General features: G+C 69.7%; 14 protein-coding genes. 5 read left to right on the forward strand and 9 right to left on the reverse strand.

Going from position 1 to position 17,208, the window contains the following annotated elements; translation table 11 throughout:
• Positions 1-369 precede the first annotated feature (369 nt).
• Together I0C86_RS05810 and I0C86_RS44890 are read left to right on the forward strand one after the other, a co-directional pair.
• Positions 370-1,092, forward strand: a complete 723-nt coding sequence (locus tag I0C86_RS05810) for a M23 family metallopeptidase (protein WP_196200160.1) — start codon at positions 370-372, stop codon at positions 1,090-1,092.
• A 304-nt stretch (positions 1,093-1,396) separates the two neighbouring features.
• Positions 1,397-2,203, forward strand: a complete 807-nt coding sequence (locus I0C86_RS44890; protein WP_407676269.1) for a M23 family metallopeptidase — start codon at positions 1,397-1,399, stop codon at positions 2,201-2,203.
• 60 nt (positions 2,204-2,263) lie between these two features.
• On the opposite strand, the gene I0C86_RS05820 is transcribed toward I0C86_RS44890, so the two are convergent.
• Positions 2,264-3,373 (reverse strand): FAD-dependent monooxygenase, encoded by a 1,110-nt coding sequence (locus tag I0C86_RS05820; protein WP_196200162.1) that lies wholly within the window; start codon positions 3,371-3,373, stop codon positions 2,264-2,266.
• A gap of 153 nt (positions 3,374-3,526) precedes the next feature.
• Between I0C86_RS05820 and I0C86_RS05825 the strand changes: the two genes are divergently transcribed.
• Positions 3,527-4,510: a GntR family transcriptional regulator gene (locus tag I0C86_RS05825; protein WP_196200163.1), complete on the forward strand. Its 984-nt coding sequence runs from the start codon at positions 3,527-3,529 to the stop codon at positions 4,508-4,510.
• A 51-nt stretch (positions 4,511-4,561) separates the two neighbouring features.
• Here I0C86_RS05825 and pcrA read toward each other — a convergent pair whose 3' ends face one another.
• Positions 4,562-6,967, reverse strand: coding sequence for a DNA helicase PcrA (pcrA, locus tag I0C86_RS05830; protein ID WP_196200164.1), 2,406 nt, complete (start codon positions 6,965-6,967; stop codon positions 4,562-4,564).
• A 311-nt stretch (positions 6,968-7,278) separates the two neighbouring features.
• Here pcrA and I0C86_RS05835 point away from each other — a divergent pair, with 311 nt between their 5' ends.
• On the forward strand, positions 7,279-7,596 hold the full coding sequence (locus I0C86_RS05835; RefSeq protein WP_196200165.1) for a chorismate mutase: 318 nt from the start codon (positions 7,279-7,281) through the stop codon (positions 7,594-7,596).
• A gap of 161 nt (positions 7,597-7,757) precedes the next feature.
• Here I0C86_RS05835 and I0C86_RS05840 read toward each other — a convergent pair whose 3' ends face one another.
• From I0C86_RS05840 to I0C86_RS05870, 7 genes are all read right to left on the reverse strand, one after another.
• The gene (locus tag I0C86_RS05840; protein ID WP_196200166.1) at positions 7,758-8,783 is read right to left on the reverse strand and encodes an ABC transporter ATP-binding protein; all 1,026 of its coding nucleotides are present in this window, start codon (positions 8,781-8,783) and stop codon (positions 7,758-7,760) included.
• Positions 8,764-9,810 carry an ABC transporter ATP-binding protein gene (locus I0C86_RS05845; RefSeq protein WP_196200167.1) on the reverse strand — a complete coding sequence of 349 codons (1,047 nt, stop codon included), beginning with the start codon at positions 9,808-9,810 and terminating at the stop codon, positions 8,764-8,766. Before I0C86_RS05845 ends, I0C86_RS05840 begins: the two co-directional genes overlap by 20 nt.
• Before the next feature lie 8 nt (positions 9,811-9,818).
• Positions 9,819-10,757: an ABC transporter permease gene (locus tag I0C86_RS05850; RefSeq protein WP_196200168.1), complete on the reverse strand. Its 939-nt coding sequence runs from the start codon at positions 10,755-10,757 to the stop codon at positions 9,819-9,821.
• A 116-nt stretch (positions 10,758-10,873) separates the two neighbouring features.
• A complete protein-coding gene (locus tag I0C86_RS05855; protein WP_196200169.1) occupies positions 10,874-11,800 on the reverse strand; it encodes an ABC transporter permease in 927 nt (308 codons plus the stop codon).
• 180 nt (positions 11,801-11,980) lie between these two features.
• Positions 11,981-13,612, reverse strand: coding sequence for a peptide ABC transporter substrate-binding protein (locus I0C86_RS05860; protein WP_196200170.1), 1,632 nt, complete (start codon positions 13,610-13,612; stop codon positions 11,981-11,983).
• A 458-nt stretch (positions 13,613-14,070) separates the two neighbouring features.
• Entirely contained in the window at positions 14,071-14,754 is a 684-nt protein-coding gene (locus I0C86_RS05865; RefSeq protein ID WP_196200171.1) for a response regulator, read from the reverse strand.
• 5 nt (positions 14,755-14,759) lie between these two features.
• Positions 14,760-16,013, reverse strand: a complete 1,254-nt coding sequence (locus I0C86_RS05870) for an ATP-binding protein (RefSeq protein WP_323373484.1) — start codon at positions 16,011-16,013, stop codon at positions 14,760-14,762.
• A 213-nt stretch (positions 16,014-16,226) separates the two neighbouring features.
• Here I0C86_RS05870 and I0C86_RS05875 point away from each other — a divergent pair.
• Positions 16,227-17,208, forward strand: a 982-nt coding sequence (locus I0C86_RS05875; protein WP_230393629.1) for a PspC domain-containing protein, incomplete at its 3' end; no start/stop codon positions are given.

Here is a 17,208-nt window from a genome sequence, read left to right on the forward strand (position 1 = left end):
CCCCCCACCACCACTGCCCGCCGGACCCGGCGAGTCAGCCGGAACACGCCACGCCACCCCTAAGGGTCCCCTCAGGGAGAGCCCCCGACTTCCGGTCGCCTCGATCACCGTCTGCTGCACAGAGCGTAACCGAGCGCTACTAACGAGGGCGGCCGCAAAAGGTTACGAGATATGGCATTCCATGACGGACACCCGCACAGCTCGCCGGCAATATGGCGCTGCGACTTGTGGCGGGCCTGGGGGTTGGCTACCGTGGCCCACGGTTGTCATCAGGTCCACGGTCCAGTGACAACGCGGTCAGCCGGAGTTCACTTGGTCATCCGAACGCCGGCGACGGTCGCAACACTGACCCGACAACGGAGGGTGTGCGTGCGCCAGCGCCTGTCGTCTGAGCCCGATCGCTATCGAGGGCGACGTCGCGTCCCCACACCCCCGCGCAGTCGTTATGCCGCAGTCGTCACCACCGCGTTCGTCGGAGCGGGTGTCGTCGCGCTCGGCGCGGGGGCACTGCCGGACGCCAAGGCGGTCAGCCCGTCCGCGCTGGCGGATCTGGAGAACGCCGCCGCCACCAGCCAGGACCTGAGCGAGCGGGCAGCCGACGCCCAGCGCCCGTCCCGGGACGACGACCGCGGCGGCCTGGCCTCCACGCTGGCCGCCGCCCCCGAGGTCTGGCGGCTCCCGCTTGACGACTACAGCTTCACCTCGCCATACGGAATGCGGTGGAACAAGCTGCACGCCGGTGTCGACCTGGCGGCTCCCGAGGGCACCCCCTACAAGGCGGTCCACGCGGGCACGGTCATCAAGGCCGGTTGGTTCGGCGGGTACGGCTACTGCGTGATCGTCCAGCACTCCGACGGCACCGAGGCGATCTACGGAAACTCCTCGCAGGTCCTGGTCCAGGAGGGCCAGGAGGTCAAGGCCGGCGAGCCGTTGGGCCTGGTCGGCATGACCGGCCACTCCTACGGCGTCCACCTGCATCTCGAACTGCATGTCAACGGCAAGCCGACGGACCCGATCCCCTACCTCCGGGACCGGAAAGTGGACCTTCAGCTACAGGTCGACGATCCGTACAGTGACGTAGCCGCGTCCTGACTCCGCGTCACGCCGGTTCGCCGCCCAACCCTTCCCGGTTGGGCGGTTTTCTTTTGCCCGCTCCTCGGTGAAGTTCCGTGCGCCACACCGGCCGGTATGAGCGACGCCACAGCCAGCGGGTCGGGTGTACCGGTCAACCTTCCCGATTTCCGGCATCCTGTCGAGGTCGCGGCCCCTGTTTCCGGCCCCTCCCAGGCACCCGATGGCACGCCCCGGCCACGCCATCGACAAGCATTCTCGGGTCCACACCGCCACCCGAAGGGACCGACCCGTGCCGGAGACCGACCCGAGCAAGCCCGAGGCGATCGAAAGCCAGCACCCCGACGACGGCAGCCGGCGCGGGTACGACGCCAGCGCCGCACAACCGGCGCGGCACCGGCCCCGGCGCGGGCTCGCCGGCCGGACGCCGTACCTCGTCACCGGGCTGGTCGCGCTGCTCGGTCTCGGCGTGGCCGGCGGAGCCGTGGCGATGGCGAACGGCGCGGACGACCGCGACGACCGGGTGACGGTGGCGGCGGACGAATCGGCCCGCTCCTCCGCCGCCCAGCGCGCGGACCGGTCCGAGCGGGGTCCCGGCACCCCCACGGTCGCCCCGACGGCCGTTCCCAGCCCGACCGTCGCGCCCTCGACGAGCGGCCGGCCACCGGCCGCCAAGGCCGCCCGCTCGGATGGCTCCGCGCCGGCGGGGAAGTCGACCGCGACCCGGCGCCCCGCCGGCTGGGTCGACCCGATGCCGGGAGCGGAGACGACCTCGTGCTTCGGTCCCCGTTGGGGGACGATGCACGCCGGCATCGACCTGGCGATGCCGGAGAACACCCCGATCCGCGCCGCCGGGACCGGCACCGTGGTGACCGCCGGCTGGGCCTACACCGGCTACGGCATCTCGGTGGTCATCGACCACGGCAACGGCTACCTGACCCACTACGCCCACCAGAACCGGACCGTGGTGAGCGTCGGCGACCGCGTCGCCGCCGGAGACGTGATCGGGTACGAGGGTGCCACCGGTGACGCCACGGGCCCGCACCTGCACTTCGAGGTGCACAACGGGCTGTGGAACCAGGTCGACCCGGGACCCTGGATGCGGAAGCACGGGGTGGACCTCGGCTGCTGAGCGGCACCGCCGCCGGCCCCGACGCCGGGACAGGGTTCCGCCTCCGGCGGCCGCCGCGACTCAGCGGTCCAGTACGACGGCGTTCTTGGCCCGCTCGATCGACTCCTCCGCGGCGGGTCCGCCCGGGTTCTCGGTGGCGAGTTCCTGGTTGAGCTGGACGAACGGGCGCATGCGCTGCTCGTAGCGCCGCAGCGCCGCCCGGTGGTCGCCGGCCGCCGCGCCGAGTTCGTCGGCCAGGATGTAGGCGCCGACCAGGGCGAGGCTGGTGCCCTGGCCGGACAGCGGGGAGGCGCAGTAACCGGCGTCGCCGAGCAACGCCACCCGCCCCGTCGACCAGCTCTCCATCCGGACCTGCGCCATGGCGTCGAAGTAGAAGTCGGGCGCCTGCCACATCGCCTTCAACAGCCTCGGGATCTCCCAGCGCAGTCCGGCGAGCCTCTCGGCGACCAGCCGGCGCTGCTGGTCGATGTCGCGGTGGTCGTAGTCGAGCGGCTCGGACTCGAAACCGAGGTTGACCCGCAGTTCGGTGTTGCCGCGTACCGGGTAGATGCCGCCGCCGGCCGTGTCGCTCCGGATCCAGATCTGCCAGTCCGCCAGGTCCAGCAAGTTCTCGGTGCGGAAGATCGCCAGGTAGGTGCCGAGGTGGTGCACGAACTCGGCCTCCGGGCCGAAGGCGAGCCGCCGCACCGTGGAGTGCAGGCCGTCGGCACCGATCACGAGATCGAAGGTACGTGCCGCGGCCCGTTCGAACTCGACCCGTACGCCGTGCTCGTCCTCGACCAGCCGGCTGATCGAGTCGTCGAAGACGTACTCGACGTCGGCCCGGGTCAGTTCGTGCAGTTGGTGGGTCAGGTCCTCGCGCAGCACCTCGATGTCCGCGCCGTCGAGCCGGCCGCTGCTCAGGGCCATCTCGGTGGAGCGCATGAGCTCGTTGCCGTCGCCGTCGAGCATCGACATGCCCCGCATCTGGGTGCGGACCTGGCGCAGCGGCTCCAGGATGCCCATCCGGTCGACCACGTCCAGCGCCACGCCCCGGATGTCGATGGCCTGCCCTCCGGTGCGCGGTGCGGGAGCCCGTTCGACCACGGTGACGGCGAAGCCGTGGCGACGCAGCCAGTACGCCAGGGCGGGCCCGGCGATGCTGGCTCCGGAGATGAGAACGCTGTCCATCGAAAGCCTCCCGATACGTTGTACGTGTGTCTCAATGTACGGCGTACGTTCAGGGCACGCAACAGGTAATGTCCCAGGTCTGTACTAGGACAGGCACCCCGTCGTTCGAACAGTCCGGTAGTATCTGTACTAGGACAGAGAGGGAGGTGAGCGGTGGCCGCCACAACCGAGCCGCCCTACCTGCGCATCGTCAGGGACATCCGCCGGCGCATCGCCGAGGGGGATCTCCGGCCCGGTGACCGGGTGCCGTCGACGCGGCAGCTCGCCACCGAGTGGGGCGTCGCCCTCGCCACCGCCACCAGGGCGCTCACCACGCTGAGCCAGGACGGCGTCGTACGGGCCCAGCCCCGGGTCGGCACCGTCGTCGCCGTTCCGGACGCGGCGCCCGAACCCAGCCGGAGCCGGCGACGTGCCACCCCGAACCCCACCCAGTCGACCGAACCCGAACTGACCCGCGAACGCGTCGTCCGCGCCGCCATCGCGATCGCCGACGCCGAAGGACTGGAGGCGCTCTCGATGCGCGGGGTCGCGGCCCGGCTCGGCGTCGCCACCATGTCGCCGTACCGCTATGTCAACAGCAAGGACGAGTTGACGCTGCTGATGGCCGACGCGGCGTACGGGGAACAGGGCTATCCCGAGCCCCCGCCGGCCGGCTGGCGGGCGCGGCTGGAACTGGGCGCGCGCACGCTGTGGCGACTGCACCAGCGGCATCCCTGGCTGGCCCAGCTCAGCCCGCTCACCAGGCCACTGCCGCTGCCGAACCTGATGGTGCACGGCGAGTGGGTGCTCGCCGCCCTGGACGGCCTCGGTCTCGATCCGGCCACCATGCTCGACCTGAACATCCTGATCTACAGCCTGGTGCAGGGACTCGCCGCGAACCTCGAACGGGAGGCCCAGGCCAGGGCCGCCACCGGCATCTCCGAGGAGGAGTGGATCGACGGCCAGGCGCCGGCGATCGACGCGCTGGCCAGTTCCGGTTCCCACCCGACCTACGTCAAGATCCTGGACAGCTTCGCCCGGACCGGTTACGACCTCGACCTCGACCGGCTCTTCGAGACCGGTCTACGGGCCCTGCTCGACGGTTTCGCCGCGCTGGTGCAGGAGCGGGCCGGGCAGCGCCCCGGCTCGGCCGGCTGAGCCGGGCCCGGCACCGGGGCGGTGCTGGCAACCGGGGCGGTGCCCGGCGGGTCAGAGCTTGTCGATCGGGGCGTGCCGCAGCACGAGCCAGAGCGTCTGGTCGCCGAAGTCGATCTGCGCCCGGGCACCCGGACCCTGCCCCTCGACCGCGAGCACCCGGCCGAGGCCGTACCGCTGGTGGTTGACCCGGTCCCCGACCACGACCTTCGGCGCCTGCGGCAACTCGCTCGCCGTGGTCAGCCGGCTGCCGTCCACGCCGAGCCGCTGGGCGAGCTGCGCTGCCTTGGGCGTACCCCCGGCGAAGCCGCCGCCCCGGAACCCGCCGGACCGGTCCGCGGACCCGGACCGGCCACCGACACCGCCGCCGGTGCCCGACCACGAGGTGTACGCGGCGCCGGTGCGCTCCCAGCGGACCAGGTCCTCCGGCAGCTCGTCGACGAACCGGGACGGCGGATTGTAGGACGGCTGCCCCCAGGCCGACCGGGTGACCGCACGGGACAGGTAGAGCCGCTGCCGTGCCCGGGTGATCCCGACGTACGCCAGCCGGCGCTCCTCCTCCAGTTCGCGGGTGTCGCCGAGCGCGCGCAGGTGCGGGAAGACGCCGTCCTCCAGGCCGGTCAGGAACACCACCGGGAACTCCAGGCCCTTGGCGGTGTGCAGCGTCATCAGGGTGACCACGCCCTGATGGTCGGGGTCGTCCGAGGGGATCTGGTCGGCGTCGGCGACCAGCGCGACCTGCTCCAGGAAGCCGGCCAGGGTGGCGCCGGGATCCCCCTCCTCGGCCAGTGCCTCCACCCGCTCGGTGTACTCCCGGGCGACGCTGACGAGTTCCTGAAGGTTCTCCACCCGGCCCGCGTCCTGCGGGTCGAGGCTCTCCTCCAACTCGCTGAGATAGCCCGAACGGGTCAGCACCGCCTCCAGGACCTCCTCCGGCAGCGCCGTGGTGGCCAGCTCGCGCACCTCGTCGAGCAGGGTGACGAACTCGGCGATCGCGTTCGCGGACCGGGTGGAGATGCCCGGCGCCGCAGACGCCCCGCGCAGCGCCTGGCCGAACGAGATCCGGTCCCGGGTCGCGAGCGCCTCCACGCAGGCCTCGGCGCGGTCGCCGATGCCCCGCCGGGGGGTGTTGAGGATGCGCCGGATGCTCACCGTGTCGTCGTCGTTGACCAGGGCGCGCAGGTAGGCCAGGGCGTCCCGGACCTCCTTGCGCTCGTAGAACCGCACCCCGCCGACGACCTTGTACGGCAGCCCGACCCGGATGAACACCTCTTCGAAGACCCGGGACTGGGCGTTGGTGCGGTAGAAGACGGCGACGTCACCCGGGCGGGCCGCGTCGGCGTCGCAGAGCCGGTCGATCTCCCGGCCCACCCAGTCCGCCTCGGCGTGCTCGGTGTCGGCGACGTAGCCGACGATCTGCTCCCCGGCGCCCTCCTCGCTCCACAGCCGCTTCGGCTTCCGCGAGGTGTTGTTGTCGATCACCGCGTTGGCCGCGTTCAGGATCGTCTGGGTCGACCGGTAGTTCTGCTCCAGCAGGATGGTCCGGGCGTCGGTGAAGTCCCGCTCGAACTCCAGGATGTTCCGGATCGTGGCGCCCCGGAACGCGTAGATCGACTGGTCGGCGTCGCCGACCACGCACAGCTCGGCCGGTGCGATGCCGGCCGTGCCGCCGACCAACTCCTTCACCAGCGTGTACTGCGCATGGTTGGTGTCCTGGTACTCGTCGACGAGGACGTGCCGGAACCGCCTCCGGTAGCTCTCCGCCACGTGCGGGTGCGACTGGAGCAGATGCACGGTCGCCATGATCAGGTCATCGAAGTCCAGCGCGTGCGCCTCGACGAGCCGCTGCTGGTAGCGGGTGTACGCCTCGGCGAGCGCCCGCTCGTTCGGCCCGCTCGCCCGGGCGGCGAACGTCTCCGGATCGACCAGCTCGTTCTTGAGGTTGGACACCTGGGCGGTCAGTCCCCGGGCCGGATAGCGCTTCGGATCCAGGTCGAGTTCCCGGGTGACGAGCTGCATCAACCGGCGCGAGTCGTCGGCGTCGTAGATCGAGAAGGTCGACTTCAGCCCGGCGTGCTCGTGCTCGGCCCGGAGAATGCGTACGCAGGCGGAGTGGAACGTCGAAACCCACATCAACCGGGCCCGGGGTCCGACCAGCGCGGAGACCCGGTCCTTCATCTCCCCGGCCGCCTTGTTGGTGAAGGTGATCGCGATGATCTCCCCGGGATGCACGTCCCGGGCGGCGAGCAGGTACGCGATCCGGTGGGTGAGCACCCGGGTCTTGCCCGAGCCGGCGCCGGCCACGATGAGCAGCGGCGAGCCGGAATGGGTCACCGCGTCCCGCTGGGGCCCGTTCAGCCCGTCCAGCAGGGCCTGCGGGTCGAGGCCCGACGGGCGGCGCCGGGGCGGATCCTGGGTAGGCGGGACGTGGGGCGGCGGGGGTTCGAAGAGAGCATGCATCGCCTGGCGAGTCTATGCCGATGGGCGGACAACCCACGCCTCCGCTCGCCGCGCCCGACGGTTCCGGAACCGGTCGGGTTCGACGGGCGATGTCGTACCAGGATCGCGAAGGCGCTTGCGAGGGCGGCGCTGGCTGGGCATACTCAAGCCGTGATCCATCAGGCGCTGCCTTACTTTTTCTACGGCTCCGGGAGTCCGGCAGCCGTGGGTCGCGCCTGAACATGACCTACGAAAAGCCCCGGGCTCCTGGAGCCCGGGGCTTTTCGCATCGGGATCCGGGCACCGGGGACCTATCTCCCAAGGAGGACCCCATGGCGGCAGAGGTCGCGGAGCAGCCCGTCGAGTCGACCGGCACCGACGTCGGCACCGGGACGAGTGAGCCGGACGCCGCGCAGCACATTCTCGGGCTGCGGGAACGGATCAACGAGATCGACGATGAGCTGATCTCCCTCTGGCAGGAGCGTGCCGCCCTGTCCCAGCAGGTCGGCAGGACTCGGATAGCCTCCGGTGGCACCCGGCTCGTACTGTCCCGCGAGCGCGAGATCCTGGACCGGTTCCGGGATGCGCTGGGCGCGGACGGCACCCAACTCGCCCTCCTGCTGCTACGGGCCGGTCGCGGCCCGCTCTGAGCCGCCGTCGGCCGGTGCCGACGGTGCCGGCGCGACAGCCCCGGACGCGAGCCCGGGACGCCGGCCGCATGGATGACGGCCCGCGCCCCGGGCAATGAGGAGGCGTTCTACTTCCACCGGTGGTCTGGCCGGGTCAGGCCCACCACCGGCGCCTGAGCGGTCTACTCGACCGCGTGCACCACGTTCCGCTCCTCCGCGAAGTGGCAGGCACTCGGGTGTGCGGACTGTTCCCGCTCCGTCAGCGCCGGCTCCTGCTCGGCGCAGATGTCCTGCGCCTTCCAGCACCGGGTGCGGAACCGGCAGCCCGACGGCGGGTTGGCCGGCGACGGCACGTCGCCCTCCAGGACGATCTGGTCCCGCTGCCCGCGAAGCGTCGGATCCGGCACCGGCACCGCCGAGAGCAGCGCCTGGGTGTACGGATGCGTCGGCCGCTCGTAGATCTCGTCCTCGACACCGATCTCCACGATCTTGCCCAGGTACATCACCGCGACCCGGTCGGCGATGTGCCGGACCACCGACAGGTCGTGCGCGATGAAGATGTACGACAGCCCCAACTCGTCCTGGAGCCGCTCCAGCAGGTTGATCACCTGCGCCTGGATCGACACGTCCAGCGCCGACACCGGCTCGTCACAGACGATGATCTCCGGCTTGAGCGCCAGCGCCCGGGCGATCCCGATCCGCTGCCGCTGCCCACCCGAGAACTGGTGCGGGTACCGGTTGATGTGCTCGGGGTTCAACCCGACCAGATCCAGCAGCTCCCGGACCCGCTGCTTCCGCTCGCCCCGGGGAACGACCTCGGTATGGATGTCGAACGGCTCACCGATGATGTCGCCGACCGTCATCCGGGGGTTCAGCGAGGTGTACGGATCCTGCAACACCATCTGGATGTTCCGGCGGGCCCGCCGCAACTCGGCGCCGCGCAGCCGGGTCATGTCCTGCCCACGCACGTCGATCGACCCGCTGGTCGGCTTCTCCAGTCCGACCAGCAGCTTGGCGAGCGTCGACTTGCCACAGCCCGACTCCCCCACCACACCGAGGGTCTCGCCCCGGCGCAGCTTCAGGTCGACACCGTCCACGGCGCGTACCGCACCGACCTGGGTCTGCAGGACGATGCCCCGGGTGATCGGGAAGTGCTTGACCAGGTTGCTGGTCTCCAGCACCACGTCCTTAGCTACCGGCTGGCTCATCGCCCACCACCTCCGTCCAGAAATGGCAACGCGCGGTCCGGGCCGGCGCCACGTCGTACTGCTGCGGCGGCGGGTCGGCCCGGCAGACGTCCCGGGCGTACGCGCAGCGCGGATGGAACGGACAGCCGGCCGGGATCCGGAGCAGGTTCGGCGGCAGGCCCTTGATCACATTGAGCTGCTGACCCTTCATGTCCAGCCGCGGAATCGACTCCAGCAGAGCCTTGGTGTACGGATGCGCAGGCCGGGCGTAGATGTCCAGGACCGGCGCCTCCTCGACCACCTTGCCGGCGTACATCACCGAGATGCGGTCGGCGACGTCGGCGACCACGCCCATGTCGTGCGTGATCAGGATCAGGCCCATGTTCCGTTCCCGCCGCAGTTCGGCGAGCAGGTTCATGATCTGCGCCTGGACCGTGACGTCGAGCGCCGTGGTCGGCTCGTCGGCGATCAGCACCTTGGGATCCAGCGCCAGCGCCATCGCGATCATCACGCGCTGCCGCATACCGCCGGAGAACTGGTGCGGATAGTCGTTGATCCGCTGCCTGGCGGCAGGAATCTTGACCAGGTCGAGCAGCTCGATCGACCGCCGCCGTGCGTCCTGCCGGGACGTTCCACGGTGGACCCGGAACAGCTCGCCGAGCTGGAAGCCGATCGAGAAGACCGGGTTCAGCGCGGAGAGCGCGTCCTGGAAGATCATCGCGATGTGGTTGGCCCGCACCTTGCGGCGCTGCTCCTCCGGCAGCTTCAGCAGGTCGACACCCCGGTACCGGATGGCGCCCTTGGTGACGAAGCCGGGCGGCGAGTCGAGGATGCCCATGATGGCCTGGGCCGTGACGGACTTGCCACATCCGGACTCACCCAGGATCGCCAGCGTCTCGCCCGGGTCGAGATGGATGTCCACCCCGTTGATCGCCCGGGCCACCCCGGCCTGAGTACGGAATTCGACGTGCAGATTCTCGACGTCCAACAACCGGGCACTGGAGTCCAGTCCCGGCAGGACGTCGATCTCGGCTTTGATATCGGTCATGGATGAGCTCACCGCAGCCTCGGGTCGAAGGCGTCGCGGATCGCGTCGCCGAGCATGATGAACGCCAGCACGGTCAGCGCCAGGAACACGGACGGCCAGACAAGCGGCCGGGCGGTCTCCGTCACGTACGGCGCCGACTCGGAGATGGCGATACCCCAGGAGATCGCGTCGCCCTTGAGACCCACACCGAGGAACGTCAGCGTGGCCTCGGTGGCGATGTTGACGCCCAGCAGGATGGTCAGTACCACCACGAACGGCGCGGCGGCGTTCGGCAGGATGTGCCGGATCATCAGCCGGCCGGGGCCGGCACCCAGCATCCGGGCCGCCGCGACGTAGTCCTGGTTCTTGGCCGAGATGACCGACGACCGCATGATCCGGGCACCGGTGGTCCAGGTGATGACGCCCAGGGTGAGCGCCACGGCCCAGAAACCGGATTCGTTCGGGTCCGAGGAGAGCCGGCGGGCCAGCACGATCGCGGCGAGCAGGGTCGGTATACCCAGCACGATGTCGATACCGCGGGCCAGCAGCGCGTCCACCCAGCCACCGAAGTAGCCGGCCGCCATCCCCACGATCACGCCGATCAGGCCGGCGATGGTGGTGGCGATCAGGCTGATCAGCACCGAGTTACGGGCACCGTAGACGGTGCGCGCGTACACGTCGCAGCCCTGGAAGTCGTATCCGAAGAGGGCGGCGCCGCTCGGGCCCTTGTGCTGGCGGGCCAGCGCGCAGGATCCCGGGTCGGCCGAGGTGAACAGGCTGGGGAAGGCCGACATGACGACCACCAGCACCACCAGGACGGCGGCCGTCCAGAAGATCCAGTTGCGCCGCAGGTCCTCCCAGGCGTCTCCGGTGAGGCTGCGCGGTTTCTCGTGCCCGCTCTCGGGTGACACCGGCACGCCGATGGCCGTGGGGACCTCGGCCTGGGTGACAGATTCGATGTTGCTCATCGGGTGCCTCGCTTACTCATGCCGCCACCTCGCTGCGCTCGGCGCCGCCAGAAGGCACACACACGCTGAGCTGACTGATTCGTGCGCTTCGCTTGCTCCTGATTCGTGCGCTTCGCCTACTCATAGCGGATCCTCGGGTCCAGAACCGCGTACAACAGATCGACCACCAGGTTGACCACCAGGAAGACGATCACCAGGATGCTGACGAAGCCGACGACGAGCGGGCCGTCCTCCGTACGGATCCCACGGACCAGCATGAACCCGACGCCGGGAATATTGAACACACCCTCGGTGACGATCGCCCCGGCCATCAGGTTGCCGAGGTCGGTACCGATCAGCGTCACGACCGGGATCAGCGAGTTGCGCAGTACGTGCACGCCGATCACCCGCCGGTCGGCGAGGCCCTTGGCCCGCGCCGTACGGACGTAGTCCGAACGCAGGTTCTCCGCCACCGAGGCGCGGGTGACCCGGAGCTGGGTGGCTATCACGAGGCTGCTCAGTACGAACGCCGGCAACACGAGCGCGAACAGTCCGGAATCAGCGCCGGCCGTGGCCGGCACCCACTGCAACCGCATGCCGAAGATGAGCTGCGCCAGCGGCGCCAGCACCACGATCGGCATCGAGAGCAGCAGCAGGGTGATGACCAGCGTCGTGTTGTCGAAGACGCCGCCCCGGCGGATGGCGGAGACGATGCCGGCGGTCACGGCGATGAGCACCGCGATGATGATCGCGATGAACGACAGCCGGATGGTCGTCGGCCAGGCCTGCTCCATCATCTCGAGGATCGGCCGGTTGGTCAGCGAGGTGCCGAAGTCCCCGGTCAGCAGGCCCTTCATGTAATAGCCATATTGGAGGATAAAGGGGTCGTCGAGGTGATACCTTTCGGTGAGCGCCTGCCGGACGTTCTCCGGAAGTGGTCGCTCACCCGCCAACGCCTGGAGCGGGTCGCTCTGATTGGCGAACATCAGCGCGTACACGATGAAGGTGGCCCCGAAGAACGTCAGGACCCCCTGCAGCAGGCGCCGCACGAAGTAGCGGAACATATCTCAAGTCCTTCGCAAGACGAGCATCGGCAACTGCCTGAGGGGCAGCCGGACCGCGATGGGACGGTAGCGACCGCAGCCTCACCAGACCCGGGTTGGGCTGGTGAGGCTCGAACGGACGGTCCGGTCTGCCCGGGCTGGCCGGGTGGACCGGACCGTCCGCCGCTTGGCGCGATCAGATCAGCTCGTGGCCTCGATCTTCAGGATCTCGACCTTCTGGAACTTGTCGACCTCGACGTTCTTCACCCGCTCGGAGTGACCGAAGACGTTCTGGCCGAGCCGCAGCGGGATGACCGGCATGTCGCGGGCCAGGATGTCCTCGGCCTGCTGCCACAACTTGATGGCCTCTTCCTGGGTCGGCGCGGCCGAACCCTGCTTGACCAGGTTGTCGAACTCCGGGTTGCTGTAACCGTAGTAGTTCGACGAACCACCGGTGCCGTACAGCGGGCCCAGGTAGTTCTCCATCAGCGGGTAGTCCATGATCCAGCCGAGCCGGATCAGGCCCACCGGCTCCTTGTTCTCGACCTTGGTCAGCAGGTCGGCGAACTTCGGCTCACCGGTACCGACGCAGTCCACGCCCAGGTTGGCCTTGAGCTGGTTGCAGGTCGCGTCGACCCACGCCTTGTGGCCACCGTCGGCGTTGTACGTGATCTTGATCTGCTTCGGGCCGCCAGCGGCCTCGTACGCCGCCTTCGCCTTCGCCGGGTCGTAGGTGCAGGCCTCGCCGCAGCTGTTCTCGCGGTAGCCGGCCACCGCCGGGGAGACGAACGACGTCGCCGGGGTCTGCGAACCACGGAAGATGCTGGTGGTGATCTCCTCGCGGTTGATCGCCATGGAGATCGCCTTACGCACCTCGACCTTTTCGAACTCCTTCTGGAACGTCGGGAAGCCGACGAACTGGAAGACGGAGTTCGGGCTGGTCTTGAAGCGGTCGCCCAGATCGGTCGGCGCGCTGGCCAGGTTCTCGATCGGAATCTGGGTGACGACGTCGAGGCCGCCGCCCATCAGCTCGGCGTACTGGGCCGTCTGCTCCTGGAAGATGCGGTAGTTGACGCCACCGACCTTCGGCTTGTCGCCCGGGAAGGCGTCGTAGGCCTCGACCTCGACCTTCGCGTCGTGCTCCCACTTGCCCTTCATCTTGAAGGGGCCGTTGCCGATCGGAGCCTGCTCGAAGTCCTCCTTGAGCACACCCTCGGACTGCCACGCAGCCGCCGGCAGCGGGTAGAAGGTGGTGTAGCCCATGACCGAACGCCAGCCGGAGAACGGCTCACTCAGCGTCACGGTGAAGGTCAGCTCGTCGACCTTCTTCAGACCGGTGAGGGTCTTCGCGACCGGGTCCGGAGCCTTCTTCGGGCCCTCCTCGCCGTCCGGGTCCTTGGACTGCAGGTCCTTGTAGCCCTCGACCCGCTCCAGGAAGTACGAGCCGCCGTTGCCGTTCGGGCCGTACGCCGCGTGGTTCCAGGCGTTGATGTAGTTGTCGGCGCCGACCTTCTCGCCGTTGTGGAAGGTGTAGCCGTCCTTCAGCTTGATCGTCCAGACCTTGTTGTCCGTCGACTCCACCGATTCGGCGGCAACCAGGTACGGCTTGTTGTCGGCGTCGAAGTCGACGAGCGGGCTGAAGAGCGCAGCAAGCACCTCGGCACCGTTGGACTCGGTCGCGTTGCTGGGGATCAGGTGCTGGGGCTCGCCGATGCCGATCGAGATCACCGCGTCAGCGGCCTCGGTCTCATCGCCGCCGCCACCGCAGCCTGCCGCCAACAACATTATGGCGGTCGCGCCGACCGCCATCTTTAACGGGAATTGCCCGCGCATGAGTAGAGCCTCCTCAGGGCGCTCACGAGGGACTGTGAGGTGACTGACACTGTGACACTGAGCTGCCTAGCGCGGAAAGGTGCCGTTATCAACCCGTTAGTTGCCGGCAATGTTTCACGCGCGTGGACCAGCCCGGCCGATGACCCCGCGACACGAGCGTGAGCAGCCAGAACGTCACCCGGACCGAGGGCTGCTGAGGCCGCGTCCGACGCTCATTGTGACCTATCCCGCGTCGGTACGCACGCTCTCCGATGTCAAGCGAGTACTTGCCGTATCTGGCCATCTGGACGATGTGGACGTCCGTTCGGCGGGCACCGGCGACACCAGGACACTCATAACCATCGATGCAATGTACCTGATCGTCACCAGATCGACACCGGTGGTTCCGGAAGCGGGCGTCCCTCGGCGCCCGCTTCCCCGGGCCGGTACGGCGTACTACCGACCGGTACGGACGTCCTTCAGACCAGACGGCGGTCGGCGGCCCAGCGGGACAGCTCGTACCGGTTGGACATCTGGAGCTTGCGCAGCACGTTCGACACGTGCGTCTCCACCGTCTTGATGGAGATGAACAGCTCCTTGGCGATCTCCTTGTAGGCGTACCCCCGGGCGAGGAGCCGGAGCACCTCCCGCTCCCGGTTGGTGAGCTGGTCCAGCTCCGGGTCGGCCACCGGGGCGTCCGGCCGCGAGGCGAAGGAGTCCAGCACGAACCCGGCCAACCGGGGGCTGAAGACCGCATCGCCGTCGGCGACCCGACGGATCGCGGCGGTCAGCTCGTCGGGCGAGATCGTCTTGGTGACATAGCCCCGGGCGCCGGCCCGGATCAACCCGATCACGTCCTCGGCCGCGTCCGACACGCTGAGCGCCAGGAACCGGACCTCCGGACGGGTACGCCGGACCGCCTCAAGCACCGCCCGGCCGCCTCCGTCGGGCATGTGCACGTCGAGCAGCACCACGTCCGGCTCGGTGGCCGCGATCCGGGTGACCGCCTCGGCAACCGTGCTGGCCTCGCCGATCACCTCGACGTGCGCGCCCAGCTCGGCCCGTACGCCGGCCCGGAACATCGCGTGGTCGTCGACGAGGAACACCCGCAGCCGCCGTTGCTCGGGCGTGCCGTCCTGCGCCGGCTCCGTCGTCTCGACCATGGTCGTTACCTGTCCTTTCCTGGTGGTGTGCCCTCCCGCGGAATGGGCAGGAAGAGTCTCACCTCGGTGCCGTCGCCCGGCGTGCTGCGGATCTCCGCCCGCCCACCGTGCCGCTTCATCCGTCCGATGATCGAGCCGCTCACGCCGTGCCGGTGGTCCTCCACCGTAGCCAGGTCGAAGCCCGCTCCGCGATCACGGACGAAGACACTCACCTGTTCCGGTTCGACCTCGGCGTACAGCGACACGGTCTCGACCTTGGCGTGCCGCGCCGCGTTGACAAGCGCCTCCCGGGCGGCGGCGACCAGCGCGCCGACCCGTTCGTCCGTTTCCCGGTCACCGACGACGACCGCCTCGACGGTGATCGCGAAGGTGTCCTCCACCTCCGCGGCGGCCTGCTCCAGGGCCGCGGCCAACCGCTCGGTGGGCGAGCCGGCGGGCTTGTACAGCCAGTTCCGCAATGAGCGTTCCTGACCCCGGGCCAGCCGCTGGACCGTCTTCACGTCGGCCGCGTTGCGCTGGATCAGGGCCAGAGTGTGCAGCACCTGGTCGTGGACCATCGCGGCGAGCTCGGCCCGCTCCTGCTCCCGGATCCGCCCCTCCCGCTCCGCCCTCAACTGGTTGTACGTCCGCCAGAGCACCGGAGCGGCCACCACGCCGACGCCGGCGAGCGCGACCAGGGCGAAGATCACCCCGTTGATCACCGCGTCGAAGTTCCCCTGCGGCCGGTACACCGCGACCACGCCGATCAGGCCGACCGCGACCAGGACCCCGCCGCCGATGAACCGCAGGATGAACGCGCGCCGGTCGCTCTCCTCCACCACCGCGCCGAGCCACGGCACCGGCAGTGACTCGCTCCACTGCCACCGACGCTCGGGCGCGGACTGGTGCCAGATCACACCGGCACCGACGGCGATGATCGAAACCAGCCAACCGGCCGTTCCGGCCACCCCGTCGGACTTGAAGATCACGACCTCGACCAGCATTACCGCGAGGCCGATGGCCACGAACGGAAGCAGTTGGAAGACGTTGCGCCGAGGTGGCGGCTCGGTCCCGCCGGGCCGGGGCGGCACGACCGCCCAGAACGCGGCGTAGAGCAGCAGGCCGAGCCCGCTGAACCCGAGCAGCAGAACGAACGCGATCCGCACCCACACCACCCGGATGCCCAGATGCCACGCGATGCCGGAGGCCACGCCGGCGACCATGCGGTGGTCGCGGGCGCGGTAGAGCCGGGGTGACTCGGTCGTGGTAGGGATCGGAATGCTCCTCGTCGTGACGGCTGACGGTGGCCAATCGCCTGTCCTGGGGACTGGACCTCCCCACACAACATCCCTGGCACCGACGCTTCGATGGTCACACGCGGTGCCCGTCGGCAGCCATGGGGACTCCCCCGACATCGCGTACCAGATATCTCAGGGTGGGCTCAGGGTTGTCGCCTGAGGCCGGACGGCCCGACGACGGCGCAGGATCGAACCATGACCGACGATGCTGCCGCCGCGCACGGAACGCCTGGTCCGGAGGGCGGCCCCGACCGAGCGGACAGCCCCGACCGGGCCACCGGCGCCGGCCGGACGGACGAACACCCGACTCTGGCGGACGAACACCCGACTCTGGCCAACCAGCACGCCCGTCCGGTGGACGGCGAGCGCCCACCGGCGCCGGATCGGGCCGGTGCCGGATCGGCAGAGGCGCCGCCGGCACCGCCATCGGGACCGGGACCGGGACCAGGACCGGGACCGGACTGGGCGCCGCCACCATCGTCGGGATCAGGCGGTACACCGCCACCCGGAGCGGGCTGGACGCCGCCACCGGGGCCGGGCGGCATGCCGCCACCCGGGTTCGGGTTCACCCAGCGGTACGGGCTCGTCCGCCCCAGCGAGGGGCGCTATCTCGCGGGCGTCTGCGCCGCGATCGGGCGGGCCACGAACAGCGACCCGATCCTCTGGCGCGTCCTCCTCGCCGTACTGGGTTTCTTCGGTGGGATCGGCATCCTGGTCTACCTCGCCGCCTGGCTGATCATCCCGTCCGAGGGCGACACCGCCTCTCCCGTGGAGTCGATGCTGGGCCGAGGGCGATCGAGCATGTCCCCGGTCACCGTGCTCGTGCTCGGCATCCTCGTCGCCCTGATGTTCGGCTTCATCGTCACCGACGCCTTCCGGGCGGTCCTGCTCGGCGCGGCCGTGCTGATCGGCGGGGCGTTGCTGCTGCACCGGGACCCGAACCGGGCCGGTTCGGCATGGCAACCGGGGGCCGCTGGTCAACCACCGCCGCCGACAGGTCCGCCGGCCGGTTATCCGCCGTACCCCGGCCAGCCGTACCCGCCGGCGACGCCCGGGGCCAGATACCCCGGCTGGTACGCACCAGCGGCGTCCACGACCGCTCCGAGCGGTTCCGTCGGGCAGCCCGTACCGGCAGCGGCGGCGGCACCGCCTCCGCCGGCCTGGCCCACGTACGCCC

Source organism: Plantactinospora alkalitolerans, from assembly GCF_015690345.1.
Classification (GTDB): domain Bacteria; phylum Actinomycetota; class Actinomycetes; order Mycobacteriales; family Micromonosporaceae; genus Plantactinospora; species Plantactinospora alkalitolerans.

Coding starts and splice junctions, on each gene's coding strand:
- I0C86_RS05860 (WP_196200170.1), bottom strand. CDS start 13,612: ATGCGCGGGCAATTCCCGTTAAAGATGGCGGTCGGCGCGACCGCCATA.
- I0C86_RS05850 (WP_196200168.1), bottom strand. CDS start 10,757: ATGAGCAACATCGAATCTGTCACCCAGGCCGAGGTCCCCACGGCCATC.
- I0C86_RS05835 (WP_196200165.1), top strand. CDS start 7,279: ATGGCGGCAGAGGTCGCGGAGCAGCCCGTCGAGTCGACCGGCACCGAC.
- I0C86_RS05865 (WP_196200171.1), bottom strand. CDS start 14,754: ATGGTCGAGACGACGGAGCCGGCGCAGGACGGCACGCCCGAGCAACGG.
- pcrA (WP_196200164.1), bottom strand. CDS start 6,967: ATGCATGCTCTCTTCGAACCCCCGCCGCCCCACGTCCCGCCTACCCAG.
- I0C86_RS05845 (WP_196200167.1), bottom strand. CDS start 9,810: ATGACCGATATCAAAGCCGAGATCGACGTCCTGCCGGGACTGGACTCC.
- I0C86_RS05820 (WP_196200162.1), bottom strand. CDS start 3,373: ATGGACAGCGTTCTCATCTCCGGAGCCAGCATCGCCGGGCCCGCCCTG.
- I0C86_RS05840 (WP_196200166.1), bottom strand. CDS start 8,783: ATGAGCCAGCCGGTAGCTAAGGACGTGGTGCTGGAGACCAGCAACCTG.
- I0C86_RS05855 (WP_196200169.1), bottom strand. CDS start 11,800: ATGTTCCGCTACTTCGTGCGGCGCCTGCTGCAGGGGGTCCTGACGTTC.